We start from the raw sequence: 26,922 nt of genomic DNA, 5'->3' as shown, positions 1-26,922 counted from the left end.
GAATTAGGAACGAATAAAAGGAGGGGTTTCATGGAACAGCGTGTTGAAATGCAGCTTGGTGGAAGAAAGCTTACGCTTGAGACTGGGCGTTTGGCCAAGCAGGCTAATGCTGCCGTTAAGGTAACATACGGAGATACCGTTGTATTGTGTACCGTGACAGCATCAAGTGAGCCGAAAGATCTGGACTTTTTCCCATTAACGGTGAACTATGAAGAAAGATTGTACGCCGTAGGTAAAATCCCGGGTGGATTTATTAAACGTGAAGGCAGACCGAGTGAGAAAGCAATTCTTTCAAGCCGTCTGACAGACCGTCCAATTCGTCCATTGTTCCCGGAAGGCTTCCGGAATGATGTACAAGTTCTGAATATTGTTATGAGTGTGGATCAGGATTGCGAACCGCAAATCGCTGCAATGATTGGTACATCAGCAGCATTGAGCATTTCGGATGTTCCATTCAGCGGACCGATTGGTGGCGTAAAAGTTGGACGCATTGATGGCGAGTTTATCATTAACCCAACGATTGCACAGCTTGAAATCAGTGAACTTGAACTGGTGGTTGCAGGAACGAAGGATGCCATCATGATGGTTGAGGCTGAAGCAAACGAATTGCCTGAAGAAGTGATGCTCGAAGCAATCATGTTCGGACATGACGAGATCAAAAACATTGTTGCGGTAATCGAACAACTCGTGCAAGTTGCCGGTAAGGAAAAAATGGCTGTTAAGTTGCATGCCGTTAATGCTGAAGTCAACAGCAGTGTGCGTGATTTCGCAAGTGCTCGTCTGGTTGAAGCTGTTAAAATTGCCGAGAAGCATGCTCGTCAAGATGCAATCGATGTAGTGAATGACGAAACGGTTGCTCACTTTGAAGAGAAATATATTGAAAGTCCTGAATTGCTTAAAGACGTGAAGGAAGTTCTGCACGATATCGTTAAAGAAGAAGTGCGCCGTCTGATTACGCATGATAAAGTTCGTCCAGATGGACGTGGACTTGCTGAGATTCGTCCAATCGAATGTGATACTTCCCTGCTGCCACGTACGCACGGTTCAGGTTTGTTCACACGTGGTCAAACGCAAGCACTTAGCATCTGTACACTTGGTGCACTTGGCGATGTTCAAATTTTGGACGGAATTAGCCTTGAAGAAACGAAACGTTTCATGCATCATTATAACTTCCCACCATTCAGCGTAGGTGAAGCTCGTCCATTGCGTGCTCCAGGCCGTCGCGAAATCGGACATGGTGCTCTGGGTGAGCGTGCGCTTTCCAAAGTAATCCCTTCCGAAACAGACTTCCCATACACGATTCGTCTGGTATCAGAAGTTCTGGAATCCAACGGTTCAACTTCCCAGGCAAGTATCTGTGCCAGCACACTAGCTATGATGGATGCAGGTGTACCAATCAAAGCTCCAGTTGCGGGTGTAGCTATGGGTCTGATCAAAGACGGAGATCATGTATCCATTCTGAGTGATATTCAAGGTATGGAAGATCACCTCGGCGACATGGACTTCAAAGTAGCCGGAACACCTGAAGGTGTAACTGCGATTCAAATGGACATCAAAATTGATGGAATTGATCGTCAAATTTTGTCTGAAGCATTGGCTCAAGCCAAAGAAGGTCGTTTGCACATCTTGAGCAAAATGACTGAAGTGATGAATACACCACGTGAGCAGTTATCACAATATGCGCCTAAAATTACAACGATGCATATCAATCCAGACAAAATCCGTGATGTTATTGGTGCAGGTGGTAAAATTATCAATAAAATCATCGAAGAAACCGGTGTTAAAATTGATATTGAACAGGATGGACGTGTCTTTATCGCTTCTTCCAACCAGGAGATGAATGATAAAGCTAAAGCGATTATCGAAGGTATTGTACGCGAAGTATTGGTCGGCGAGATTTATGTCGGTAAAGTAAAACGCGTTGAGAAATTCGGTGCATTCGTTGAAGTACTTCCAAACAAAGAAGGTCTGGTGCACATCTCACAACTGTCAACAGAACGTGTTGCCAAAGTGGAAGATGTTGTAGCCATCGGTGATTCCATTACGGTAAAAGTAACGGAAATTGACCCACAAGGTCGAATCAACTTGTCCCGTAAAGCGGTTTTGACTGCTGAAGCTCCGGCTCAATCCTAGGATACCGAAGCAACAGGTTATAAATGGATAGATTGAATGAAGAGACAGAATGTGAATTTCTGGCTCTTTTTTTAACGTTTAAATACGAAAAACAAGGATGAAACCATGGCTTAGTATTCATATTCCTGCCCTTGTCCTCATATGATGGGGACAAAGACGGCGGGAGGATGGAGCTGTGGGAAACCAATCCAAAAAGCTGGCGGCTGTTCTGGCAGGTGTGACTGCGGTCATGTTGATCGGACAAGTTGGCAGTGTACGTACATACATTACGGAGATCCGTGATGGGCCAGGTACGCAAAATGCTTTTGACATGTTCAAGGAAGCAACGGGAGAAGATGCGCTGTTGTCGGCGATTCGGGATAAAGCGGCTGAGACAAAAATTGCTCCGGTAAATGCCAGGGTAGATCGGGTATGGAAAGCGATTCCTGGCTATAATGGCATGGAGATTGATGTGGAAGCGACATACCGTAAGGCACTGAGTGGAACGTTGAATACCAAAATTGCTTATATCTACCGTCAGATTGAACCGGCGATTCAGCTTAAAGATTTGGGTGCACATCCGATCTATCGGGGAAATGCGAACAAACCGATGGTTTCTTTTATGATTAATGTCGCGTGGGGGAACGAATATATCATACCGATGCTGGATACGCTCGATGCAGAGAAAGTGAAAGCCACTTTTTTTCTGGATGGAAGTTGGTTAAGCAAAAACGTTGAACTGGCCAAGGAAATTCAGAAACGAGGGCATGAGCTGTCCAATCATGCGTATTCTCACCCGAATATGAGTCGATTGAGCGCAGAACGAGCCAAGCTGGAAATTAGTAAAACGCAGGATCTGCTCCATAAAACACTGGGGGTAGAGAATCGCTGGTTTGCTCCGCCTTCAGGTGACTTTAATCAGAAGACCGTTGATATTGCTTCTTCCATGGGATTGCAGACCGTGTTATGGACAGTAGATACTGTAGATTGGCGTAAACCAAGCCCGGATGCCGTTGTTGCCAAAATTGCGAAAAATACCGAGGCAGGCACGTTAATTCTAATGCACCCTACAGCTGCTTCTTCGGGAGCTTTAAAGGGTATGATTCAATCCATTCGGGCCAAAGGTCTCGTGCTCGGAACGGTAAGTGAGACGTTGTCTTCGGAACGTGTAAACACGTCTGCGGTTGAGTGAACGTTGTTTTTTTGTTAATATCAAAAAGTTGGAACCAAATGTCGATTTCAATTTCAAGGTTGAGATCAAGGCAATTATAGAGATGTAGGAGGGCCAACCATGAAAAAAATTCAGCTGGGCAATGGCCTCAGAGTTGTCATGGAACAGATACCGACCTGCCGTTCTGTGTCTTTCGGAATATGGGTCAAGACAGGTTCGCGTAATGAGCAACCTGCAAGTAACGGAGTATCACATTTTATTGAACACATGTTATTCAAGGGAACAGATCGTTATGATGCCAAGGCGATTGCGGAACAGTTCGATGCGATTGGTGGTAACGTGAATGCGTTCACTTCCAAAGAATACACGTGTTATTATGCAAAAGTGTTGGATGAACATTTACCGATTGCCGTTGATGTGTTATCTGATATGTTTTTCCGTTCCAAAATGGATGATGGTGAATTGATCAAGGAGAAAAACGTCATCCTGGAAGAAATCTCAATGTATGAAGATACGCCTGATGATATGGTTCATGATCTGATGGCCTTGGCCGCTTATGGTGAGCATCCGCTCGCATACCCTATCCTGGGTACGGAAGAACGTCTCAAAGCGATGGATTCTAGCCATCTGCGTGCATATATGAAGGAGCACTACACGATTGAGAACACGGTCATTAGTGTTGCGGGTAATATTGACGACAGTGTAATTGATCTGATGGAGAAGCATTTTGGTGCTTTTGATGTCAATGGAGTAACAGAAGCAGTGACGATGCCGGCGTTCCAAAGCGGACAGCTCTTCCACAAAAAGAAAACGGAACAGAATCATATCTGTATCTCGTTCCCAGGCTGTAAAATCGGAGATCCGCTTCAATTCGCTATGGTTGTTCTGAATAACGCTATTGGTGGAGGCATGAGCTCCAGACTATTCCAGGAAATACGCGAGAAACGGGGACTTGCATACTCTGTGTATTCCTATCATAGTTCTCATGCGGACAGCGGACTGTTCACGATATACGCGGGTACAGCACCGAAACAGACAAAAGAAGTGCTCGACCTCACCAAAGAGGTTCTGGGCGACCTGGCTGTAAACGGCTTGTCCGAAGATGAACTTCGTAAAGGAAAAGAACAGCTGAAGGGAAGCCTGATTCTCAGCTTGGAAAGCACAGGCAGTCGCATGAATCGTCTGGGTAAAAACGAGCTGATGCTGGGCAGACACCATACGCTGGATGAGATGATCACCAAAATTGAGCAAGTGACCATGGACGATATTAACGCGGTGCTTGATCTGATGTTTGCTGAGCCTTTTGCACTTGCCATGGTTGGCGCTTCAGATAAGACGATCGCTGGATTGAGAAGGGATGATTTTGTTGCATTACGTTCAAATACAGAAACTGCCGGGCAATGAAGATATTAAGCTGCCACAAAAAATGTCGGAACTGGCATCCGGCTTTGATGTCGTAGCTGCAATTCAGGAAGATGTTGTATTGCAGCCGGGGCAGCGTACGCTGATTCCAACCGGACTTGCGATGGCAATGCCAGCTGGATTGGAAGCACAGATTCGTCCTCGGAGCGGACTGGCTTTCAAACATGGAATTACCTGCCTCAACACACCGGGTACCATTGATGCGGACTATCGCGGAGAAGTCAAAGTACTGTTGATCAATCTGGGTCAGGAACCGTTCACGATTGTACGGGGAGAGCGCATCGCACAGATCGTCTTCCAGACCGTGCCTGCGGTTGAATTGACGGAAGTGACGGAACTTTCAGAAACGGTACGCGGTGAAGGTGGATTTGGTCATACCGGGAAATAAACAGCGTAAATATACCCATTCTACAGAGTCGTCCCTGACAGGGGCGGCTCTTTTTTACATTTGAGAAACGGACGGTTGAATACAATTATTGTTTTCACCCCGCTGTGGGCCCCTGCATACGATAAGGCATACATGTGGTGAAAGGAGTGACGTCCCGATGCTGACCGGAGTCCGGATTGTAGTCCTGGGCGGAGATGCGCGGCAGCTTGAAGTCATTCAAAAGTGCGCAGAGCTGGATGCAACGGTAAGTGTGGTGGGTTTCGATAAAATAGAGCGTTCCATTCCGGGGATTGAGCATCAGGAACTGGAGGACGAAGTATTTGCTTCCGCAGATGTACTGGTACTGCCTGTTGTCGGTTGCGATGACCAGGGAAAAGTGAGTACTTCATTTAGTGACACGCCGATCTATTTGAAAAAGGAACATATTGCAGCATTACCGGAGCATTGTATTGTGTTCACAGGTATGGCTAAGCCATTTTTGCGCGAACTTTGTCTTGAAAATGGGCTGCGACTTGTTGAAGTACTTGATCGTGATGATATTGCACTGTACAACTCCATTCCAACAGCTGAGGGAGCCATCGCCATAGCAATTCGGGAGACGGACTTCACAATCCATGGTTCGGAATGTATTGTGCTTGGCCTTGGTCGAACAGGATTCACAATGGCCAAAACACTGCAGGGACTTGGAGCAAATGTACGGGTGGGAATCAGGCGGGAAGAGGATGCTGCCCGCGCTACAATAATGGGCTGGAAGCCTTTCATGACAACGGATTTGGCCGCTCAAACCGGGGAAGTTGACTTGCTTTTTAATACGATACCGACTATGATAATCACAGCACAAATCCTGTCCAGAATGCCGCAAAAGGCTGTTATTATCGACCTTGCATCCGCTCCTGGCGGCTGTGATTTCAGGTATGCAGACAAACGCGGTATCAAAGCGCTACTTGCGCCTGGCCTCCCCGGCATTGTTGCTCCCAAAACGGCTGGCGGCATTATTGCCGACGCGTTGATCCGTTTGCTTTTGGAAGAACAGAACGCACGGGAGGTTAAATCATGAACTGGCAGGGAAAAACGGTAGGTTATGCAATTACGGGTTCTCATTGTACGTTTGAAGAGGTTATGCCGGTTATTAGCCGCTTCGTGGCTGAAGGTGCCAACGTCATTCCGATTATTTCGAATTCGGTGCTGACGACCGATACACGCTTCGGTACGGCGCAAAATTGGCAAAAACAGTTGAAAGATATAACAGGTAATGATATCATTTCTACAATTGTTGAAGCGGAGCCATTAGGGCCTTCCAAGCTGCTTGATGTGCTGGTGATTGCTCCATGCACAGGGAATACAACAAGCAAGCTGGCTAATGCGATGACCGACAGTCCAGTGCTGATGGCAGCCAAAGCGCAGATGCGCAATCAGCGTCCGCTTGTACTTGCCATTTCCACGAATGACGGTCTGGGCTTGAATGCTGCGAATATCGCCAAATTGCTCGTGGCCAAATACTTGTATTTTGTGCCATTTGGGCAGGACGATCCAGTGAAGAAACCAAACTCGTTAGTCGCCAAAATGGAATTGATTCCAGAGGCTTGCTGGAGTGCCCTTGAGGGCAAACAGTTGCAGCCGATGATTGTGGAGCGTTCTTCACAAGCTTAAGAGATCAATGATTCGGTGACAACGTTTATGCGCTTGGAGAAATGAAGGGTTTGAGAGACAAAGAAAATCATGGGGGACGATATGCTGGATTGAACAGCTACTTGTGTCCACGTTCCTGTCTATAAGGCATTCCTGCTTGCGGGCAGTAAAGGTTAAGCAAGCGGGAGAGGTCTATTGTGAATGTATGCGTCATGATCTCGATAACAACCGCCACCTTTGAGTTGTGATTGTCTAAGACAATTACAAAAAACAAAGAGTGGCATGGAATGCCGTATAAAATGCTGAAATTATCGCATCAGAACGCTCCCTAGAGTGATCCATTTGTTGATTTGACCCGTGTCCAGTCTTCTTGCGTACACAAATGGAGGAATAAAGATGCGTATCATGGTACAGAAATTCGGAGGCACGTCTCTCTCCACTGTTCAGGCGAGAGAGCATGTGCTCCGTCACGTTAAACGTGAACTTGAGGCAGGATTGAGTCTAGTCATTGTTGTGTCTGCGATGGGACGCCGAGGCGAGCCATATGCGACCGATACGTTGCTGGACTGGGCTGCACAGAACGGAAACGCACTATCCGCACGCGAAAAGGATTTACTGCTGTGCTGTGGTGAAATCATATCGGCGACGACTTTGAGCAGTTTACTCGAACATGAAGGCATTCCAACTACAGTGCTGACCGGTGCACAAGCAGGTTTTGTGACGGACGACAATTTCGGGAATGCCCGGATATTGGATGTCCGTCCTGTTCGTGTGTTGGAGCAGCTGCAGCTCGGTCGTGTCGTTATTGTAACCGGATTCCAGGGGCAGACGGAGAACGGAGACTTCACGACATTGGGTCGTGGGGGAAGTGATACGTCTGCTACAGCGCTTGGTGCAGCATTACGTGCTGAAATGGTGGATATCTACACCGATGTGAACGGGATACTCACAGCCGATCCACGAATTGTTGAGGATGCGCGTCCGCTGACTGTTGTGAGTTATGCCGAGATCTGTAATATGGCCCACCACGGGGCCAAGGTCATCCATCCACGTGCGGTCGAGATTGCCATGCAATCCCAGATTCCAGTGCGGGTAAGATCTACTTTTGCAGACACGGAAGGAACGCTAGTCACGCATCCGGAAGGATTTCGGGATGTGCAGACAGGCATTGTTGACCGTTATGTAACAGGTATCGCCTACGTGAGCAATGTCACGCAAATTACGGTGGATGTACCTGGTGGTGCAGATCGGCTGCAACTAAAAGTGTTCAAAACCATGGCTGAGAATTCGATCAGCGTTGATTTTATTAATGTTACCCCCTCGGGAGTTGTCTATACGGTTTTTGACAGTGATTCCGAGAAAGCCATACAAGTATTGCAGGAGATAGGTCTCAAGCCACAAAGCCTGTCCGGTTGTGCCAAAGTGTCCGTCATCGGCGGAGGAATTAATGGTGTACCCGGAATTATGGCTCGAATCGTCGAGTCCTTGACACTGGCTGACATTCAGATCCTGCAATCGGCAGATTCGAATACAACAATCTGGGTACTCGTAAAAAAAGAAGATATGGTTCAGGCCCTGAGGGCACTTCACGCCTCATTCGAACTTCATTTGTAAATAACTGAAGTTAGAGGAGCCAAACCTGTTTTGAAGGAGGAATCGAATTGGACTTTGGAAGATTGATTACAGCAATGGTCACTCCGTTCAATGAACAAGGAGAGATTCATTGGGAGGAAACGGCACGTCTAATCGACTATCTGATTGTAGATCAAAAGTCGGAGACGCTCGTAGTTTCCGGAACAACAGGGGAGTCTCCAACACTTAGTGATACTGAGAAAGTTCAATTATTCGAATTTGCAGTGAAACATGCAGCCGGCCGGTGCAAAATTATAGCCGGAACGGGAAGCAATAACACGGCACATTCCATCCATTTGACACAGGAAGCTGAACGTGCCGGAGTGGATGGCATATTGTTGGTTGTTCCGTATTACAACAAACCAAGCCAAGAAGGCTTGTTCAGACATTTTGAAGCGATTGCTGGCTCTACCAAGCTGCCAATTATGCTGTACAACGTGCCTGGGCGTACAGTAACCAGCCTGTCAGCAGCAACAACGCTTCGTCTTGCAGAGATCCCGAATATCGTCGCTACGAAGGAATGTGCGTCTACGGAGCAGGTTACGCTGATTGCAGCAAGTGCTCCAGAACATTTCAGAGTCTATTCCGGTGACGATGCTTCAGGCTTGCCGGCGATTGCGGTTGGAGCACATGGAATTGTCAGCGTGGCGAGTCATGTCGTAGGGGCAGAAATGAAGAAAATGATTGACGCCTTCTATGGCGGTGCACCTCTTCAGGCCGCTCAGATTCATCAACAGCTGTTCCCTGTGTTTAAGGGCCTGTTCGAGTGTCCACAGCCTCTACCGAACCCGGTAGCGGTAAAATATGCGCTGACATTGCGTGGTTTGAACGTTGGCTCTGTACGTTTGCCTCTTATTCCGCCAACGGAAGAGGAGCAGGTGTACATCAAAGGTCTGCTTAATTTGTAATCGTTTTGGTTGTATATGGAACTGTTTTATTAATCATGGGAATATCTTCAGATCAGCAAAAGAACCGCTCCTCTTCGTAGAGGCAGCGGTTCTTTTTTTACGAATAATGTGAGGTTTCTTTTCTGCAGCTACAGGGAAACCTACAGGTTAACGAGAGAGTGACTTGTTTTTTTTGTTTTTAATCATGTATAATGATGTCAAGTGACTGGGTGCGGTATTTTTTTGAAATTGAAAGCGACATCGTTTCGTGGTGTAGCTTTGCGGTGAAAAAGGAAGGAACGGCTAAGAGGAAATTTCAACTCCAACTTGTTGGTAAAAGGGAATAACTTCGAAGAACTTCTTCCAAATATCGTGAATAAAGGTGTTCTTTTGCATTCATCCCAATAGATGGGCATGTGATGTATGGACTACTTTTCTTAACTTACAATAAATAATAAGGTACGACGTCCAACTACCATAGGAGGTTTAGATTCATTTGTCTAAGAAAAATAATAACGATAAACTGATGATTTTTGCTTTGGGCGGCGTAGGCGAGATTGGTAAAAACATGTACGTCATCCAATACGCCAACGACATTGTAGTCGTAGATGCTGGTCTGAAATTCCCTGAAGAAGATATGCTTGGTATTGATATTGTCATCCCTGACATTTCTTACCTGACTGAGAACCGTGACAAAGTAAGAGGAATTATTCTTACTCACGGACATGAGGATCACATTGGTGGTCTGCCATATGTTCTCAAACATCTGAATGTTCCTGTATACGGAACAAGACTTACGCTTGGACTTGTAGAGAACAAGTTGAAAGAAGCGAACTTGCTGGGTGAAACAAAACGTATTCTGATTGATGCGGATTCCGAGATTCAACTTGGAACTGCATTGAAAGCTTCGTTCTTCGCTACTAATCATAGTATTCCGGATTCTGTTGGTGTATGTGTCGAAACACCGGAAGGTGCAGTTGTTCACACAGGTGACTTCAAATTCGACCACACGCCAGTCAATGGTCAATATGCAGATCTTCAGCGTATGGCACAGATCGGAACAAATGGCGTGCTTGCGCTGTTGTCTGACAGTACGAACGCTGAGAAACCTGGATTCACACCATCGGAGAAAAATGTGGGTATCGTTCTGGAAGATATCTTCCGTAAAGCAAGTCAACGTGTTGTCGTAGCGACATTTGCTTCCAACGTACACCGTATCCAACAGGTGATCAATGCAGCAGAAGTGACTGGACGTAAAGTTGCAGTTATTGGACGCAGCATGGTGAATGTGGTGGGTATTGCTTCTGAACTGGGTTACCTTGAGATTCCGGATGGCATGATCATTGAACCTGAAGAAGTAGGCAAGATGGCTGCAGATCGTGTCGTGATTCTCTGCACAGGAAGTCAAGGAGAGCCAATGTCAGCACTGACACGTATGGCTCGTTCCACGCACCGTAAAGTGGACATCCTGCCAGGCGACACTGTCATTATCGCAGCAACACCGGTTCCAGGTAACGAAAAATATGTAGGCCGTACGATTGATGAACTGTTCCGTCTGGGCGCTAACGTGCATTACAGCGGTGCTAACAGTGGTGTTCACGTATCTGGTCACGGTAGCCAGGAAGAGTTGAAACTGATGCTCAACCTGATGAAACCGAAATTCTTCTTGCCGATTCACGGTGAATTCCGTATGCAGCGTCGCCACGCGGTTCTTGCTGAATCTGTAGGCGTTGAACCGGAAAACATTTTCATCACGGACATCGGTGAAGTGATTGAAATTCAAGGTGGAGCAGCACGTAGAGCAGGTAAAGTCACTGCAGGTAACGTATTGATTGACGGCTTGGGTGTAGGCGATGTGGGTAACATTGTACTGCGTGACCGCAAATTGTTGTCACAAGATGGTATCCTTGTTGTCGTGGTAACACTAAGCAAACAGGATGGAAAAATTGTTTCCGGTCCTGACATCATCTCTCGTGGATTTGTGTATGTACGTGAATCGGAAGGACTTCTTGATGAGGCCAACCGGATCGTTAGCAGCACATTGCAGAAGTTGATGAGTGAGAACGTTAACGAGTGGGCTTCACTCAAAACAAATGTTAAAGATGCTTTGGGACGCTTCCTGTATGAGCAAACTCGTCGTAGACCGATGATTTTGCCAATCATTATGGAAGTTTAAAATAGGCTAAACAAAAACATATATTCAGGCACACAGTCGCCCCTTCTCTACGAGTAATATTGGACGGTTCCTCGTAGAGAAGGGGCTTTTTTTGCGTTTTTCAGGATGATCCGCAATATGGTCAATATGTAAGCAATTTGGATGTAGCGGGTATAAGGCGGCTGGAAAAATCCCCATACTAAGGAATACATTAAATGTTTCTGGAGAAGGGGATTAATGAAATGAATGAACGTATGAATGGCAAGCAGGCGTCAAAATCCAATCAACCGGAAGTTGAAGCGCCAGAGATTCCGATTCAAGAGGACAAGAACATCTCGCCCGTGACAGAGACGATTCAGCAATTCGGGCAGACACAGTCGCCGGCAGGTGAATCAAATATTTTCTGTATGACCATTATTGGACAGGTCGAAGGGCATCTAATTTTGCCGCCACAAAATAAAACAACAAAGTATGAGCATATCATTCCACAGCTGGTGGCTGCAGAGCAGAATCAGCGTATTGAAGGTATACTGATCATTTTGAACACGGTAGGTGGAGATGTAGAGGCCGGTCTGGCCATTGCAGAGATGATTGCTTCTCTAAGCAAACCTACGGTCACTGTGGTCATTGGAGGCGGACATAGCATTGGAGTGCCGATTGCTGTAGCTTCAACGTATTCCCTGATTGCCGGAAGTGCAACGATGACAATCCATCCCATACGGATGAACGGCCTTGTCATAGGTGTACCTCAGACGTTTGAGTATATGGAGAAAATGCAGGAGCGGGTTGTACGGTTCGTGACTTCTCATTCGAATATCTCGGAAGAGATGTTCAAAGAACTGATGTTTAAGACCGGTGAGTTGAACCGGGACATCGGCACAGCTGTAGGAAGCGCGGATGCAGTGAAATATGGATTGATGGATGCAGTAGGCGGAATTGGGCAAGCCATTGCTCAGTTAAATCAGCTTATAGGAGACAAGAGACAGACGCTGCAAGCGGGAGGTTATACCCAATGACGTTATATACAGTGATGCCCCCTGAACAACTCTGGTCAGGAATGTGGAAAGAGGGCGAAGATACAAGAGAAATTAAGATGAATGGTTTATTAATGCAGGTGAGGCCTGTAAATGACAATGAAGCCGTTATTGTACGTTTGCTGGATTGTCCACTCGAAGCCTATCTCAATCCTGCTAATATGCCCGGTTCGACCATTCCGCTTTCGGGTAACTTGGGATCAGCATAACGCGACGAATTCAGACAAATTGAGCAGAAAAAGAACATATGTACGGATTATATTTGTATGGTATAATATTCTTCTGGGGGTGACCTGATTTTGGCCAGAAGAAAAAAGAGGAAAAAAAAGGGCGCTGGTTTTAGTGGCGTTTTAAAATATGAAATTTACGGAATTGTGCTTATTACCCTTGCTGTCATAGCATTATCGGGTGAAGCCACCGTTGGACGTTCGCTTTCCAAGATGTTCGGACTGATGCTTGGTAAGTTTTATTTTGCGATTCCGCTTGTTGGTATTTATTATGGTCTCATGGTGATGATTCACCGGAAATGGCCGAGTGGCTGGACCACACGCAAAACAGGACTGGTATTGCTGGTCTTTGCCTTAACCCTGATGAGTACCGTCTCGGCAATGCACCAGAAGCTCATTCCGGTTGGTGCGCTTGAGCCTGGTGCTGTGATTACACAGGTACATAATGATATGCAAACCGAGTTGTTAACCCCTGTTACACCAGGGGAGAGAGACTCCATGCTTAACAAGGATATCAGCGGTGGTTATCTCGGAGCTGGGCAATTCGCTCTTTTCCTGTGGCTGTTCGGCAGTCTGGGTGCGAGACTCATCATGATTGTCATGTTTGTCATCAGTTTTATGTTGATTACGAGTCTATCTTATGTGGATCTGATTCGAATATTCCGTACAAAGATTTGGGATGCCGGGAGTTCGATGTACAAGAAGCTGGAGTCGAGGCCCTCTGTGCGTTCTGCTTCAGCGTCTGATGCTAGGAAAAAAGGTAATGCTCGTAAAGTGGTACCTGTTCCTGTTGAAGATGATGAAGACGAGTATGAGGATGAATTAGAGGAACAGCATTTGCCAAAACGAAAAGCCCCAATATTCTTCCAACTATTCGGAAAATGGGGAGCTAATCGAGAGCAAGAGACATCAGGACGTGAAATGGATGAGGTCGATTCAGTTGAAACAGAACAGATTGTATACCGCGCCGAGCAAGATCACAATGTAGAGACGTGGCAGGATGCAACCGAAGACGTAGCGAACAAATCAGCTTCATCACATGTTCCGGTTCAGGCCAAACCTAACTCAGCGCCGATCATTCGAGACTTTTTTGAGCATGTCAGAGCCGAAGATGCAAGCATTGAAGATGATTTGGACGATGCTTATCCTTTCCCTGATAATCTCGCTGATCCAAACGTAGTTCAACAGGGCGAACATGACATTAAAATAACGGATGAACTTGTAGAGACAGAGTGGTCAGCATCCGGTGCAGGTATGGACGAGCTGAGTGCTGAGGATGGGCTTCAGAGTGGAGAAGAAGTGCCTAATGATGCAATGTTGGGAGCAGATACTCCAACTCCTGAAGGGCAGGACACACAACCAGTGAAACCACCACCCCCTCCTCCGAAGCCGTACAAGCTGCCATCCTTCCGTCTTCTTGCCAAGCCTAACAATGCGGGTAAGGCAGGCGACCAGAAGGATTATATGCAGACAGCGCGTAAGCTGGAAGCTACACTGGAAAGCTTCGGTGTTCGTGCCAAAGTACTTGAAGTGGTTCGGGGTCCTGCTGTTACAAGATATGAAATTCAGCCTGATATCGGTGTCAAGGTCAGCAGAATTGTCAGTCTGACTGATGACATTGCGTTGGCTCTGGCTGCAAAAGATATTCGGATGGAAGCGCCGATTCCCGGGAAGTCCGCTATAGGTATCGAGGTTCCTAATGGCGAGGTGTCGGTTGTAACGATGCGTGAAGTAATGGAGACGGCAACATTCCAGGATGCAGAATCCAAAGTGACCATTGCATTTGGCCGGGACATCTCCGGACAGACAATCATTGGTAACTTGGCTCGCATGCCCCATTTGCTGGTCGCGGGTGCGACAGGTTCCGGTAAGTCTGTGTGTATTAACGGAATTATTACCAGCATATTGTACAAAGCCAAGCCGGATGAAGTGAAGTTCCTGATGGTCGATCCCAAGATGGTTGAGTTGAACGTATATAACGGCATTCCTCATCTGATGGCGCCAGTTGTAACTGATCCTAAACGAGCGTCACTTGCTCTCAAAAAGATTGTGGTCGAGATGGAGAAACGATATGAACTGTTCTCCAAATCAGGTACACGTAACGTCGAGGGTTACAACAATCTGATGAAAGACAATCCTGCGGCTGTTCTGCCTTATATTGTTGTCATTGTGGATGAGCTTGCAGATCTCATGATGGTTGCAGCCGGAGATGTTGAGGATGCCATTGCGCGACTCGCTCAGATGGCTCGTGCAGCCGGAATCCATCTGATTATTGCCACACAACGTCCGTCTGTTGACGTTATTACCGGGGTAATCAAGGCCAACATTCCATCGAGAATTGCCTTCGGTGTATCTTCACAAGTGGATTCCCGAACGATTCTGGATATGGGTGGGGCTGAGAAGCTGTTGGGTCGTGGAGACATGTTGTTCATGCCTATGGGTGCATCCAAACCGGTTCGTGTACAAGGTGCCTTTATGAGCGATGAAGAAGTCGAGAATATTGTAAACTATGTACGTGGTCAAGGTGAAGCGCAGTATGATGAGTCCATAGTACCTGAAGTGGATGATTCCATTCAGGCGGCAGATGAAGTACAGGATGAGTTATATGAGCAAGCGGTACAGATTATTTTGGAGGCAAAACAAGCGTCAGTCTCTCTGTTGCAACGTCGTATGCGGGTTGGTTACACACGTGCAGCGCGTTTAATTGACTCCATGGAAGCCCGGGGGGTCATCGGTCCTTACGAGGGTAGCAAACCACGGGAAGTGCTGGTATCACTTGAACAGTATCAACAGAATAAAATAAGCTCATAGTGACTTGGAGCATCGGTCGTTTAAGCCCTCAACCTATTGGTTGGGGGCTTTTTGTATGCTCTGCAGACTGAAGTTTTGCCATCTACTCCAAAGATCGGATGATTTGGTGCATAGGAAACAAGCAGGCTTGTCATAATAACCTTAGCGATTCTGTTAATCCCACAAGAGAAAGGTAGAGCACAGTCGATGCGAAAAATGAACCTATGGCTTTTCACTGCTATTTTGCTGATATCCGCATTGGGAATCCGTTATTTGCTTCCTGGGAATACAGCACCGGAAAGTTCAGCCGAGCGTACACCGCAGGTAGAAGAAAAGGTCTTGCCTACGTTTAGCAGCAATACAGTGAAATATGGAAGTTACGGTCAGGATGTATATGAGCTTCAGGGACGTCTGAAGTATCTGGGATTTTACAATGGTAAAATCGACAGTAATTTTGGCAGCAGCACATTGAAATCCGTCAAATGGTTTCAATCCGAGTTTGGCATGAAGGCAGATGGGGTGGTTGGAGCTGAAACCAAGCTTAAGCTGTACAATGCGTCAACCAAATGGTCGCCAACAGAACCACCGCTTCACAAGGAATCCTCAGGTGGGGGTGGAGGGAGCAACAACAACACGGCAGATAAAGAGCAAGACAATATGGGATCTGCCAATGCACTCGGTCTCTCCGAGAATGAACTCAAGATTATGGCTAACGCCGTATATGGTGAAGCCCGGGGTGAACCGTTTGAAGGTCAAGTCGCAGTAGCGGCAGTTATTCTGAATCGCGTAAAATCCCCAAGCTTTCCGAGTACACCCTCAGGGGTAATTTTTCAACCCGGTGCATTTACAGCTGTAGCGGACGGACAGATCTATCTAGAACCAAACGCACAAGCCAAGAAGGCAGTTGAGCAGGCCCTGAATGGCTGGGACCCATCCGGTGGTTGTCTCTATTATTTTAATCCCAAGACAGCAACATCCAAATGGATCTGGACCCGTCCACAGGTGAAAACAATCGGGCAGCATATTTTTTGTATGTGATGATGTTGGAAGCAACCAGAAGGCGTGACTTCGGTTGCTTCTTGCCTTTTGAATGGGTTAAAATGGTTGTTACATTTAGCGTAATACGATTGCATGACAAATGACGCCGTAAAGGGGTTTTGACATTTGAATACATCAGGATTCGAACGAGGCAGCAAGAGAGAGTTTCGTATACATGTGCTTCCGACTAAACGTTTCAAAACGTTTGCTATATCGCTATATGCAGGCGTTCCCTTACGAGAAGATACAGTAACCAAAGTAGCGCTGACACCTTTTGTACTACGACGCGGGACGGAGTCCTATCCGGAAACAACGCAATTTCGTGAACAGCTGGAGCATCTGTATGGAGCAGGTTTTGGTTTTGACGTCTATAAACGCGGGGATTATCAGATAGTACAGTTTCGGATGGATACCATTAATGACTCCTTTGTTGGAGGCGATGAGCAGCTGCTGGATCGGTCATTTGCCTTCCTGGGAGAGGTTCTTACCCGACCTGCACAGGAGAATGGACATTTCAGGACGTCGTATGTACAAGCAGAGCGAGAGACGGTGCGGAAAAAGCTGGAGTCCATCGTAAATGATAAAATGCGGTACGCCGCTGAACGCAGTATCGAGGAAATGTGCAAGAACGAGCCGTACCGTCTTCACCCCCTGGGTGAGCGAAAGGATCTGCCCGGGATTGAGCCTGACACACTGACTGCGTCTTACCAGGAGTGGCTGCAACAGGCGAGTATGGATCTTTATGTGGTAGGGGATACGACACTGAAAGAGGTTGAGAACCTTGTTCAGCGTCATTTCAATGTAGATCGAACCTCCTCCTCCGATTACCAGGCACAGGCGGCAGTTCGAGGAGATAAGGAAGTAGAGACCGTTGTTGAGCGACTGAATGTGAGTCAGGGAAAACTCAATATGGGACTCCGTACATCGATTACTTATGGAGATCCTCAGTATGCAGCGGCACTCATGTACAACGGGATTCTCGGTGGGTATCCTCATTCCAAACTGTTTGTTAATGTTCGTGAAAAAGAAAGCCTGGCGTATTACGCTTCTTCGCGATATGACGGACATAAGGGCATTGCCACGATTCAATCCGGAATTGAAATCCCTAATTATGAGAAGGCTGTCACCATCATCAAGCAGCAGCTGGAGGAAATGAAAAGCGGTACAATCAGTGATCTGGAAATGTCCCAGACCAAAGCAATGATCCGTAACCTGCTTAAGGAGATGCAGGATTCTGCTTTTGAGATGATCGCTTATGATTTCAATCGACAGTTGTCTGGCAAAGAGAGAACGGCTGAAGAACTGCTAGCTCAGGTAGAACATATTAGCAAGGAAGATGTTCGTGAGGCGGCAGAACAGTTCCGTCTGGATACGATTTATTTCTTGCGGGACGAGAAGGAGGAATAGTCGGTGGAGAGCATTCGGTATGAACATTTGCAGGAGACACTATATTACGAAGTAATGGATAACGGACTGCATGTCTATATTTTGCCTAAACCGGGATTCCAGAAAACGTATGCTACGTTTGCAACCAAGTATGGATCGGTGGATAATCATTTTCAGGTTGAGGGACAGGAAGCAGTCAAGGTTCCGGATGGAATTGCCCATTTTCTGGAGCACAAAATGTTTGAAGAACCCACAGGCGATATTTTTGCAACATTTGCGTCTCACGGTGCCTCAGCTAACGCATTTACGAGCTTCGATCAGACGGTTTATTTGTTTTCAGCGACCGAAGATGTGAATGAAAATATACAAACATTAGTTGACTTTGTGCAAAATCCTTACTTCACGGATCAAAATGTGGAAAAGGAAAAAGGCATTATTGGGCAGGAAATTGACATGTATGCTGACAATCCGGATTGGCGTGTTTATTTTGGATTGATCGAAGCCATGTATCAGAAACATCCGGTGCATATCGATATTGCCGGAACGGTGGAATCCATCCGTACGATTACGAAAGAGTTGTTGTATGAGTGCTATAACACCTTCTATCACCCGAGTAATATGCTCTTGTTTGTGGTAGGTGGTGTAGATCCACAGGAAGTCATTGATATGGTTCGTTTGAACCAGGAAAAGAAGGATTATAAGCCACAGGGGAGTATCGAGCGTTTCTTCGAACCGGAGCCAGAGCAAGTAGGGGAAGCTAGGCGGGAATCGAAACTGGCTGTTTCACTGCCCAAATGTCTGTTTGGATTCAAAGAGACGGACGTTGGGCTCACCGGAGAAAAATTGTTACGGCGGGATATGACAACGCAGCTGATGATGGATCTTTTATTTGGATCAAGTACACGATTATTCCAGAAGCTCTACGATGAAGATCTAATCTCGGACAGTTTTGGACATGAGTATAACAGTTCGCCGCAATACGCGTTTTCAGCCATTGGTGGGGATACGAAAGACCCGGATCAACTGCTGGCGCGTATACGTGAAGAAGTGGATGCCATTGTAGAAAAGGGGTTCGAATCCACGGATTTTGAACGTGCACGCAAAAAGAAAATAGGCGGATATTTGCGTATGCTCAATTCTCCGGAGAACATTGCGCATGAATTTACACGTCAGCAATTCCGTGGCGGTGATTTCTTCAATATGCTTCCGCTCTATGAATCGATTACACTGGAAGATGTCAATCTCAGACTGAGAGAGCATATTCGCTGGGATCAACTGGCTGTATCGCTAGTCGTGAGTCCTTGATATGGAGAGGGGAACAGGACAATTGAAGGCAATTGGGGAAATGACTGTACTGGTGACTGGAGCAAGCGGTGGCATCGGAGCCGCTATCGCAGAACGTTTCGCCAGAGTGGGAATGAATGTTGTTATACACTATATGAAATCGCATGAGGCAGCGAATGAAGCTGCCAGACGGTGCATGGAACAGGGCAGTGGGAGAATCATGACGGTGTCTGCGGATCTTCGCAGCCGGGAACAGATTGAACGTATGCGTGAGAAGCTGGAGTCACACAATCTCATGCCAGATATCCTCGTGAACAATGCAGGAATCTCGCACTATGGGATGTTGTCTGATGTTACAGAGGAGATCTGGGATGAAGTGATGGCCATTAATCTCAAAGGCACGTTTATGTGTACACAGGAAATGATGCCTCACATGATCTCCCAAAGGTATGGTCGAATCATTAATGTATCGTCGATCTGGGGGCTGTCTGGTGCCTCTTGCGAGGTGCTGTACTCCACAACCAAGGGCGGGGTGAATGCATTCACCAAGGCACTTGCAAAAGAACTCGCACCTTCCGGAGTAACCGTAAATGCTGTGGCTCCTGGCGCCGTTCAGACATCCATGTTGAACCATCTGGATCAGAGTGAATTGAAAATGCTGGAAGAGGAAATTCCGGCAGGAAGACTTGCTCAACCTGATGAAATCTCATCACTGGTTTATTTTCTGGCCCTCCCTGAATCGGGGTATATCAATGGGCAGATTATTAGTCCAAATGGCGGTTGGTTAACGTAAGCAGCAAGTAAACTTGAGCGGCTATGAACGAAACAAGTGAAGGTTGGCCAAGAAGCATCCGTCTTCCGGATTATTTTCAAAATGCTCGTATATAAAATGCTTCGAAAGCACATATTACAACTGTTGATTTTAAATCTCATGCGTCATCTAAGGAGGATTTATCATGTCAACAGAAAAAACAGTGCTCTCCAGCTTTGACACATGGAAGAAGTTCCTGGGTGACCGCGTACTGCAAGCAGAGAAGATGGGGATGAGTGAAGAAACCATCAACAAACTTGCGTATGAAATCGGCGACTTCCTTGATGAGAAAGTCGATCCGGCGAACCATTCCAACCGGGCATTGAAAGAGTTATGGGATGTCGGCGATGCAGATGAGCGTCGTACGATCGCGTGCCTGATGGTCAAATTGGCCAAACAAAACGCATAAGATTACAGATGAAGAGCTCCCGCAAGGGGGCTTTTCTCTAATGATTACAAACGGATTACAGAGCTGTTCTTGTAATTCATTTTCATTTTATATATCATTAACGTGACCCATTTTTAGAAGATGTCTCAGTTTGCTGTCCAGTGGACACGTTCTGTTGCTGTCGAATAATGTGGAATAATGCATTACGGGGTGTTGAAATGGAATCTAAACAATGGTACATGGAATATAAAATACATAAGAACAGACCCGGTTTGTTAGGCGATATTGCCTCTATGCTGGGGATGCTTGAAGTGAATATATTGACCATTAACGGTGTGGAAGGCAAAACGAGAGGTATGCTGCTTGAATCGGATGATGATGAGAAAATCCGTTTGCTTGGTGAAATGCTTGGCAAAGTCAACAGCATCACCGTATCGGCCTTGCGTCAACCTAAATTGGTGGATATTTTGGCTGTGCGTCATGGCAGATATATTGACCGTGACTCGGATGATCGCAAGACATTTCGTTTCACACGAGATGAACTTGGGTTACTTGTGGACTTTTTGGGTGAAGTATTTAAGAGGGAAGGCAATCAGGTCATCGGTTTGCGCGGAATGCCTCGTGTTGGTAAAACGGAGTCCATTATTGCGGGCAGCGTATGTGCGATGAAGCGATGGACTTTTGTTTCCTCGACACTTCTTCGTCAGACGATAAGAAGTCAAATGTCCGAAGACGAATTGAACCCGAACAATGTTTTCATCATTGATGGAATTGTAAGTACGATTCGTTCCAGTGAGCGGCATTACAATTTGTTGCAGGATATTATGTCGATGCCAAGTACAAAGGTTATCGAACATCCGGATATTTTTGTGCAGGAATCCGAATATGATTTTAATGATTTTGATATTATTATTGAATTGCGCAATATTCCAAATGAAGAAATTATTTATGATACGTTTACGGCAAGCTATACCGACGAACTGTAAGGCTCCGTACGGAATCATGGAATAGATTAGCAACAACTCATGAGATAAACATAAGGAGGAGATGGCATGTCTGAACTGGGTCAGCAGTTAAGAGAGGCCCGGCTGCAAAAAGGGATGAGTCTTGACGATGTACAGGAAATGACAAAAATTCGCAAAAGGTATCTGGAGGCCATAGAAGCAGGAGACTATAAAGTGCTGCCGGGTAGCTTCTATGTGCGTGCTTTCATTAAAACCTATGCGGAGACCGTTGGACTGAACCCTGATGAGCTGCTGGAGGGACACAAAAAAGACGTACCGGCAGAAGAGGCGGAAGCAACGATGGAACCGGTAATACAGAAGCGTTCCAGCCGTCCGGTTGAGCGTAGTAATCGATGGATGTCTGTCGCACTGATGTGGACATTCCCTGTTTTGATCGTAGTACTGTTGTATGTATACGTGGTGTATAACAATGGTGATGAAACGGATAATCAAGGACTTGATTCTGTCAAAATTACAGACAGTCAACAACGGCCTGAAGATAAACCGGATCAGCCTGCCGACAACGGACAGGCATCTAATCCGCCTGCAACAGACTCAGGCACTGATGGTAAGGGTGAAGGCGACGCTGGCGGTAACGGTGGCGGAACAGACACGGAAGGACAGACGGATGGTCAAACTGATGGCCAAACAGACGGTCAGACGGGAGAAAATCAGGAAGAACCGACAGATAATTCATCGTCTGCTGTAACGGTTGCAGAAGATGGGAAGTCAGGCAATATTACAAACTTCAAAGTTAACGGAAGTGCAGGCAAACCTGTAACGGTTACGATCAAAGCCACAGGTCATAGCTGGCTGGAAGTATACAAGGGCGAGAACTCCAGCGGAGAGAAGTTGGAGTATGGTAACACGGCCGAAGGCGACAGCTATACCTTTGAGCTGGATAGTGCAGGCATGTACATTAAGTCCGGTTACGCTGCAGCGACCACGATTGAGGTTGGCGGGCAAGTTGTAACGGATGGCAAGGCAACCAATCGGATCCGTTTGAAGCTTGGTGAAGACACTGGCAATACTGCTACTTCCACAGGTGCTGAAAATGGTTCAACGGACAGTACAGAGGGTACCACTGGTAGCGAATAACCCGGTCAACTGCAGGAGACAATAACTGTGTCTTAACTTGCAGTTAACTTTTGGTGAAGTGAGGTGGATGGCTGTGACAGTCAGCTGGATCGTAACGGGTTTAGGGATCATTGTCAGCCTCCTGGGTTATTATCTGACTCCAAGTGCTTGGGGTTACGGAATATTGGGGTTTGGACTTGCACATGTGCTTTTGGGTGTGCTCGATATGTTCAGACAGCCCAACCGCAGCCGCTATTAGTTGGAAGCTGGACCAGCAAGCATTTTTGGCAGCCACTTCAGGTGGAAGCCAAAAATGCTTTTTTCTTGGTATAGAACAGCTTGAAATTAGACTTTTGCTTGAGGTATCCTCTATAATGTTACAGAACATATGATTAACTGAAAGGGTGACTGTTTTGAGTTCAGAAAATTCATTTGATATCGTGTCCAAAATGGACTTGCAGGAACTGACAAATGCCGTTACACAAACCGAGAAGGAAATTGGCACTCGTTATGACTTCAAGGGCAGCAAGAGCAGCCTGAAACTGGATAAGGATGCGTTAACAATCGTATCTGATGATGAGACCAAACTTAAGGCTGTCATTGACGTACTTCAATCCAAAATGGCGAAGCGTGGTCTACCATTGAAAAACATTGATTACGCAAAGGTAGAGCCAGCATCTTCTGGTACTGTCCGCCAGCGCTTGAATTTCAAACAGGGGATTGATCAGGACATCGCCAAAAAAATCAATATTCTGATTCGGGATTCCAAGTTGAAAGTGAAGAGTCAGATTCAGGGAGACCAGCTACGGGTAACGGGTAAGAGTAAAAATGATTTGCAAGCAGTCATGCAGCTGTTAAATGGTGCCAACCTGCCTCTGGATTTGCAATATACAAATTTCAAGTAATAAGACCTTCTTGTAGCAGAAGTGTTTTTTGACATGGTATTAGGCGTATATTATACTAAGTGTGCATTGCTGGCAGTCATGCATCAAGTCCAGTCCTCATCGTTTGCTGACTTTGTGAAAAGCAGTACATCTTCTGGAAGTCACCGGAACGTTTAAAGCGGTTTTGCTTTTGAGCGGTTGACTTTATTTTTTGCGTTTCTACATAATGGGATCATGTTAATATGGATTGACATTGAAACTGTACATTTCATGTTCCGGATGATGATAACGGGATTATGATGATTGTTTGGAGTAATGGAGGATATGAGGGAGGGCGTCTTGTGAATTTACCCAACCGGATTACGCTTGCACGAATTTGCTTAATCCCTTTTTTGATGGTGTTCCTGCTCGTGGATTTTCCATTTTATCCAGAGCCGTTGCAGCTTGGAAGCTTTTCGCTTCCGTATAATCAACTGATTGCTGCTGTTATTTTTATCATCGCCGCAAGCACAGATGGAATCGACGGATACCTTGCGCGGAAAAATAACATGGTTACCAATCTGGGAAAACTGCTTGATCCGCTCGCAGACAAGCTGTTGGTTACTGCAGTTTTGATCTCGCTCGTGGAGATGGGCAAGCTGGATTCCTGGATTGCAGTGGTTATTATTAGTCGTGAATTTGCAGTTACCGGCTTGCGCCAAATCGCATTGCTGGATGGTTCGGTTGTTGCTGCGAGTGCCTGGGGCAAGCTGAAGACGGTAGTGCAGATTGTGGCAATTGTGTTGTTGCTGTTGAACAATTTCCCGTTCTCATACACGGGTATTCACGTCGATATTATCGCAGTATGGGCAGCAGCGCTTATTACTATCTGGTCGGGTATCGATTACTTTATCAAAAACAAAAACCTGCTTCATTTAACAAAAGCTTAATAGTTGGTTCTAAAAATGGGTAATCATGAAGGAAGCATTGGGTCAGGGGCAATAGGAAATTATCCTATTGCCCTTTGATCACTCACCACATGTACAGGAGGATGCTCAATGAAGGCAGAAATCATTGCAGTTGGCACAGAGCTACTGCTTGGACAAATCGTCAATACCAATGCCAGATACCTATCCCGTGAATTGGCTGCGATGGGGATCGATGTATATTTCCAAACGGTGGTTGGGGATAACCTGAACCGACTTAGTGAAGCTATTCGCATTGCGCAGGGCCGTGCTGACGTTATTTTATTTTCCGGTGGCATCGGACCCACTCAAGATGATCTGACCAAGGATGCGCTCGCAGCTGTTCTTAACCGAAAACTGCATACGGATCGAATGGCGATGGATAAAATTGAGAGCTTTTTCAGAGATCGTAATGTGGACATGACAGAGAATAACCGACGTCAGGCCATTGTTATTGAGGGTGGGACACCTCTGGCCAATGAAACGGGTCTTGCGGCAGGAAATGCGATTTCTGATAATGATAAACATTATGTTGTGATGCCTGGACCACCTAAAGAGCTAATTCCAATGTTTGAACAGGAAGTCAAGCCTTGGCTGTTCCAACATGTGCTTACAGAAGAAATGCCGATCTATTCCCGAATGCTCAAATTCGCAGGTATCGGTGAATCTGCTCTGGAGGATCGACTGCTGGATCTGATTGACGCGCAGACAGACCCTACAATTGCCCCTTACGCGAGCGAAGGCGAAGTTACGGTACGTGTCTCCACTAAGGCTGCGAGTGAAGGAGAGGCGAAGCTGAAGCTGGATGCGATGGAGGTTCAGATTCGGGAGCGTTTGACAGAACATCTCTACGCGAACGAGGATGTGCCTATAGAGTACACAATTGTAACCATGATGTCTGACATGGGGCTGACGCTTAGCGCAGCTGAGAGCTGTACAGGAGGTCTTGTCATGCAAAGTCTGACTTCTGTACCGGGAAGTGCCTCAATGCTTAAAGGTGGAATTGTTTGTTACTCCAATGAGATTAAGGAAAAGCTGCTGAATGTGCCTCATGATTATCTGGAAGGTGAAGATGCACCTGGGGCGGTAAGTCCTGAGGTTGCAAAAGTGCTTGCTGAGCAGATCCGCATGATTGGCGATGCTGATTTTGGCTTGGCTGTTACCGGTGTAGCTGGACCGGGATATTCGGAACGCAAGCCACCCGGACTTGTCTTCATCGCTCTGGCTGAACGTGGAAAAGAGACGGAAATTCATGAGCTGCGTATTAATGGTAATCGCGAGACTGTCCGCATTCGCTCAGCCAAAGCGATTCTCTATCGCCTATGGCAAAAACTTGTGGCGATGGATTGATCAGTTAATAGCTTCGATTGCATTTGAAGCTCTAAAGAAGTATAATTAAGGAAGACGGAAGAACCGTAGAATTAGGCTTTACAGCCTTGTTTACGGTTCTTTTTTCTGTTTAATGGAAAGTTTCTTTGAGGAAGAGGCGCCTCGGCCTTTACAAAAAAAACGAATGTATGTTCGAAAAAAAGCTTGGCAAACGTGTTAAAACAAGGTATCATTATCTTATAAACAGTAAAGGGTGTGAGCTTATTGTCAGACCGTCGTGCCGCGCTTGATATGGCGCTCCGTCAAATAGAGAAGCAATTTGGTAAAGGATCCATCATGAAACTGGGTGAGTCCACTCATATGAATGTGGAAATTATTCCCAGTGGTTCCTTGGCTTTGGATATTGCATTAGGAACAGGCGGCTTGCCTAAAGGCCGTATTGTTGAAATATATGGACCTGAATCTTCAGGTAAAACAACTGTCGCATTGCATGCGATTGCTGAAGTACAACGTGTTGGTGGACAAGCAGCCTTTATCGATGCCGAGCATGCTCTTGATCCTCAATATGCAAGCAAATTGGGCGTTAACATTGACGAATTGCTTCTATCTCAGCCAGATACGGGTGAGCAAGGGCTGGAAATTGCAGAAGCTCTTGTACGCAGTGGTGCAGTAGATATCGTCGTTATTGACTCTGTAGCTGCATTGGTTCCAAAAGCAGAGATTGAAGGCGAAATGGGTGATTCACACGTTGGTTTGCAAGCGCGTTTGATGTCTCAGGCGTTGCGTAAACTGTCTGGTGCAATCAGCAAATCCAAAACAATCGCAATCTTTATCAACCAACTTCGTGAGAAAGTTGGCGTTATGTTTGGTAACCCGGAAACAACACCTGGTGGTCGTGCTCTGAAGTTTTATTCTACGGTACGTCTGGATGTACGTCGTATTGAGAGTATCAAATCAGGCAATGACATGATTGGTAACCGTACTCGTATTAAAGTTGTGAAAAACAAAGTGGCACCTCCGTTTAAACAAGCGGAAGTGGATATCATGTATGGCGAGGGTATTTCGAGAGAAGGCAGTATCATTGATATTGGTACTGAGCTGGATATCGTTAATAAAAGTGGTGCTTGGTACTCTTACGAAGGTGAGCGTTTAGGACAAGGCCGTGAGAACGCGAAGCAGTTCATGAAAGAGCATAAAGATATTGCTGAAATCATTGAACAAAAAATTCGGGTAGCTAGTAACTTGACTACCGCAGTTCCTGCGCCAACGAGTGAAGAGCAACAAAAAGAAGCAGAAGAAGAACAAGAATTGTTTGAAATCAACGAGTAAT

Annotated in this window: 24 protein-coding genes; all 24 read left to right on the top strand. The window is 46.2% G+C overall.

Annotated features, from left to right (window positions below; all coding sequences use genetic code 11):
• The first annotated feature begins 30 nt into the window (after window positions 1–30).
• The 24 genes from pnp (at window position 31) to recA (ending at window position 26,921) form a co-directional block, all read left to right on the top strand.
• On the top strand, window positions 31–2,133 hold the full coding sequence (gene pnp, locus MKY73_RS18405) for a polyribonucleotide nucleotidyltransferase (protein WP_339302967.1): 2,103 nt from the start codon (window positions 31–33) through the stop codon (window positions 2,131–2,133).
• A gap of 175 nt (window positions 2,134–2,308) precedes the next feature.
• Window positions 2,309–3,304: a polysaccharide deacetylase family protein gene (locus MKY73_RS18400; RefSeq protein ID WP_339260463.1), complete on the top strand. Its 996-nt coding sequence runs from the start codon at window positions 2,309–2,311 to the stop codon at window positions 3,302–3,304.
• Window positions 3,305–3,403: 99 nt separating this feature from the next.
• Window positions 3,404–4,687: a pitrilysin family protein gene (locus MKY73_RS18395; RefSeq protein ID WP_339302966.1), complete on the top strand. Its 1,284-nt coding sequence runs from the start codon at window positions 3,404–3,406 to the stop codon at window positions 4,685–4,687.
• A complete protein-coding gene (dut, locus tag MKY73_RS18390; RefSeq protein WP_339302965.1) occupies window positions 4,647–5,093 on the top strand; it encodes a dUTP diphosphatase in 447 nt (148 codons plus the stop codon). The genes MKY73_RS18395 and dut overlap by 41 nt, the downstream gene beginning before the upstream one ends.
• Before the next feature lie 157 nt (window positions 5,094–5,250).
• A complete protein-coding gene (gene dpsA, locus MKY73_RS18385) occupies window positions 5,251–6,150 on the top strand; it encodes a dipicolinate synthase subunit DpsA (protein WP_339302964.1) in 900 nt (299 codons plus the stop codon).
• On the top strand, window positions 6,147–6,743 hold the full coding sequence (locus MKY73_RS18380) for a dipicolinate synthase subunit B (RefSeq protein WP_062833836.1): 597 nt from the start codon (window positions 6,147–6,149) through the stop codon (window positions 6,741–6,743). The genes dpsA and MKY73_RS18380 overlap by 4 nt, the downstream gene beginning before the upstream one ends.
• 375 nt (window positions 6,744–7,118) lie before the next feature.
• The gene (gene dapG, locus MKY73_RS18375) at window positions 7,119–8,336 is read left to right on the top strand and encodes an aspartate kinase (protein ID WP_253433880.1); all 1,218 of its coding nucleotides are present in this window, start codon (window positions 7,119–7,121) and stop codon (window positions 8,334–8,336) included.
• 47 nt (window positions 8,337–8,383) lie between these two features.
• Window positions 8,384–9,262 carry a 4-hydroxy-tetrahydrodipicolinate synthase gene (dapA, locus tag MKY73_RS18370; protein WP_339241657.1) on the top strand — a complete coding sequence of 293 codons (879 nt, stop codon included), beginning with the start codon at window positions 8,384–8,386 and terminating at the stop codon, window positions 9,260–9,262.
• A 475-nt stretch (window positions 9,263–9,737) separates the two neighbouring features.
• On the top strand, window positions 9,738–11,417 hold the full coding sequence (locus tag MKY73_RS18365; RefSeq protein WP_062833839.1) for a ribonuclease J: 1,680 nt from the start codon (window positions 9,738–9,740) through the stop codon (window positions 11,415–11,417).
• Window positions 11,418–11,638: 221 nt separating this feature from the next.
• Window positions 11,639–12,412 carry an ATP-dependent Clp protease proteolytic subunit gene (locus MKY73_RS18360; protein WP_339241658.1) on the top strand — a complete coding sequence of 258 codons (774 nt, stop codon included), beginning with the start codon at window positions 11,639–11,641 and terminating at the stop codon, window positions 12,410–12,412.
• Window positions 12,409–12,639 (top strand): YlzJ-like family protein, encoded by a 231-nt coding sequence (locus MKY73_RS18355; RefSeq protein WP_036609282.1) that lies wholly within the window; start codon window positions 12,409–12,411, stop codon window positions 12,637–12,639. The genes MKY73_RS18360 and MKY73_RS18355 overlap by 4 nt, the downstream gene beginning before the upstream one ends.
• 90 nt (window positions 12,640–12,729) lie before the next feature.
• Window positions 12,730–15,468 carry a DNA translocase FtsK gene (locus MKY73_RS18350; protein ID WP_339302963.1) on the top strand — a complete coding sequence of 913 codons (2,739 nt, stop codon included), beginning with the start codon at window positions 12,730–12,732 and terminating at the stop codon, window positions 15,466–15,468.
• Window positions 15,469–15,654: 186 nt separating this feature from the next.
• A complete protein-coding gene (sleB, locus tag MKY73_RS18345; protein ID WP_339302962.1) occupies window positions 15,655–16,485 on the top strand; it encodes a spore cortex-lytic enzyme in 831 nt (276 codons plus the stop codon).
• Between the two features lie 126 nt (window positions 16,486–16,611).
• Entirely contained in the window at window positions 16,612–17,892 is a 1,281-nt protein-coding gene (locus MKY73_RS18340) for a pitrilysin family protein (protein ID WP_339302960.1), read from the top strand.
• A gap of 3 nt (window positions 17,893–17,895) precedes the next feature.
• Window positions 17,896–19,176, top strand: a complete 1,281-nt coding sequence (locus MKY73_RS18335; protein WP_339302959.1) for a pitrilysin family protein — start codon at window positions 17,896–17,898, stop codon at window positions 19,174–19,176.
• A 1-nt stretch (window position 19,177) separates the two neighbouring features.
• On the top strand, window positions 19,178–19,948 hold the full coding sequence (gene fabG / locus MKY73_RS18330) for a 3-oxoacyl-ACP reductase FabG (protein WP_253433898.1): 771 nt from the start codon (window positions 19,178–19,180) through the stop codon (window positions 19,946–19,948).
• A 163-nt stretch (window positions 19,949–20,111) separates the two neighbouring features.
• Window positions 20,112–20,375: a DUF3243 domain-containing protein gene (locus MKY73_RS18325; RefSeq protein ID WP_017689119.1), complete on the top strand. Its 264-nt coding sequence runs from the start codon at window positions 20,112–20,114 to the stop codon at window positions 20,373–20,375.
• A gap of 197 nt (window positions 20,376–20,572) precedes the next feature.
• Window positions 20,573–21,340 (top strand): DUF3388 domain-containing protein, encoded by a 768-nt coding sequence (locus tag MKY73_RS18320; protein ID WP_036609270.1) that lies wholly within the window; start codon window positions 20,573–20,575, stop codon window positions 21,338–21,340.
• 66 nt (window positions 21,341–21,406) lie between these two features.
• A complete protein-coding gene (locus tag MKY73_RS18315; RefSeq protein ID WP_339302957.1) occupies window positions 21,407–22,456 on the top strand; it encodes a RodZ domain-containing protein in 1,050 nt (349 codons plus the stop codon).
• Window positions 22,457–22,529: 73 nt separating this feature from the next.
• Window positions 22,530–22,694, top strand: coding sequence for a hypothetical protein (locus tag MKY73_RS18310; protein WP_167350848.1), 165 nt, complete (start codon window positions 22,530–22,532; stop codon window positions 22,692–22,694).
• Between the two features lie 154 nt (window positions 22,695–22,848).
• Window positions 22,849–23,340 carry a YajQ family cyclic di-GMP-binding protein gene (locus MKY73_RS18305; protein WP_253433904.1) on the top strand — a complete coding sequence of 164 codons (492 nt, stop codon included), beginning with the start codon at window positions 22,849–22,851 and terminating at the stop codon, window positions 23,338–23,340.
• Window positions 23,341–23,660: 320 nt separating this feature from the next.
• Entirely contained in the window at window positions 23,661–24,248 is a 588-nt protein-coding gene (gene pgsA / locus MKY73_RS18300) for a CDP-diacylglycerol--glycerol-3-phosphate 3-phosphatidyltransferase (RefSeq protein WP_062833849.1), read from the top strand.
• Between the two features lie 108 nt (window positions 24,249–24,356).
• Window positions 24,357–25,613: a competence/damage-inducible protein A gene (locus MKY73_RS18295; RefSeq protein ID WP_339302956.1), complete on the top strand. Its 1,257-nt coding sequence runs from the start codon at window positions 24,357–24,359 to the stop codon at window positions 25,611–25,613.
• Between the two features lie 243 nt (window positions 25,614–25,856).
• Complete coding sequence (gene recA / locus MKY73_RS18290; protein ID WP_062833851.1) at window positions 25,857–26,921, top strand: recombinase RecA; 1,065 nt, start codon at window positions 25,857–25,859, stop codon at window positions 26,919–26,921.
• The last annotated feature ends 1 nt before the right edge of the window (window position 26,922 follow it).

The sequence above is a fragment of the Paenibacillus sp. FSL R5-0519 genome, from assembly GCF_037974275.1.
Classification (GTDB): domain Bacteria; phylum Bacillota; class Bacilli; order Paenibacillales; family Paenibacillaceae; genus Paenibacillus.
Note: the sequence above shows the minus strand (reverse complement) of the source record. Positions and strands in the feature narration are given on the sequence as shown.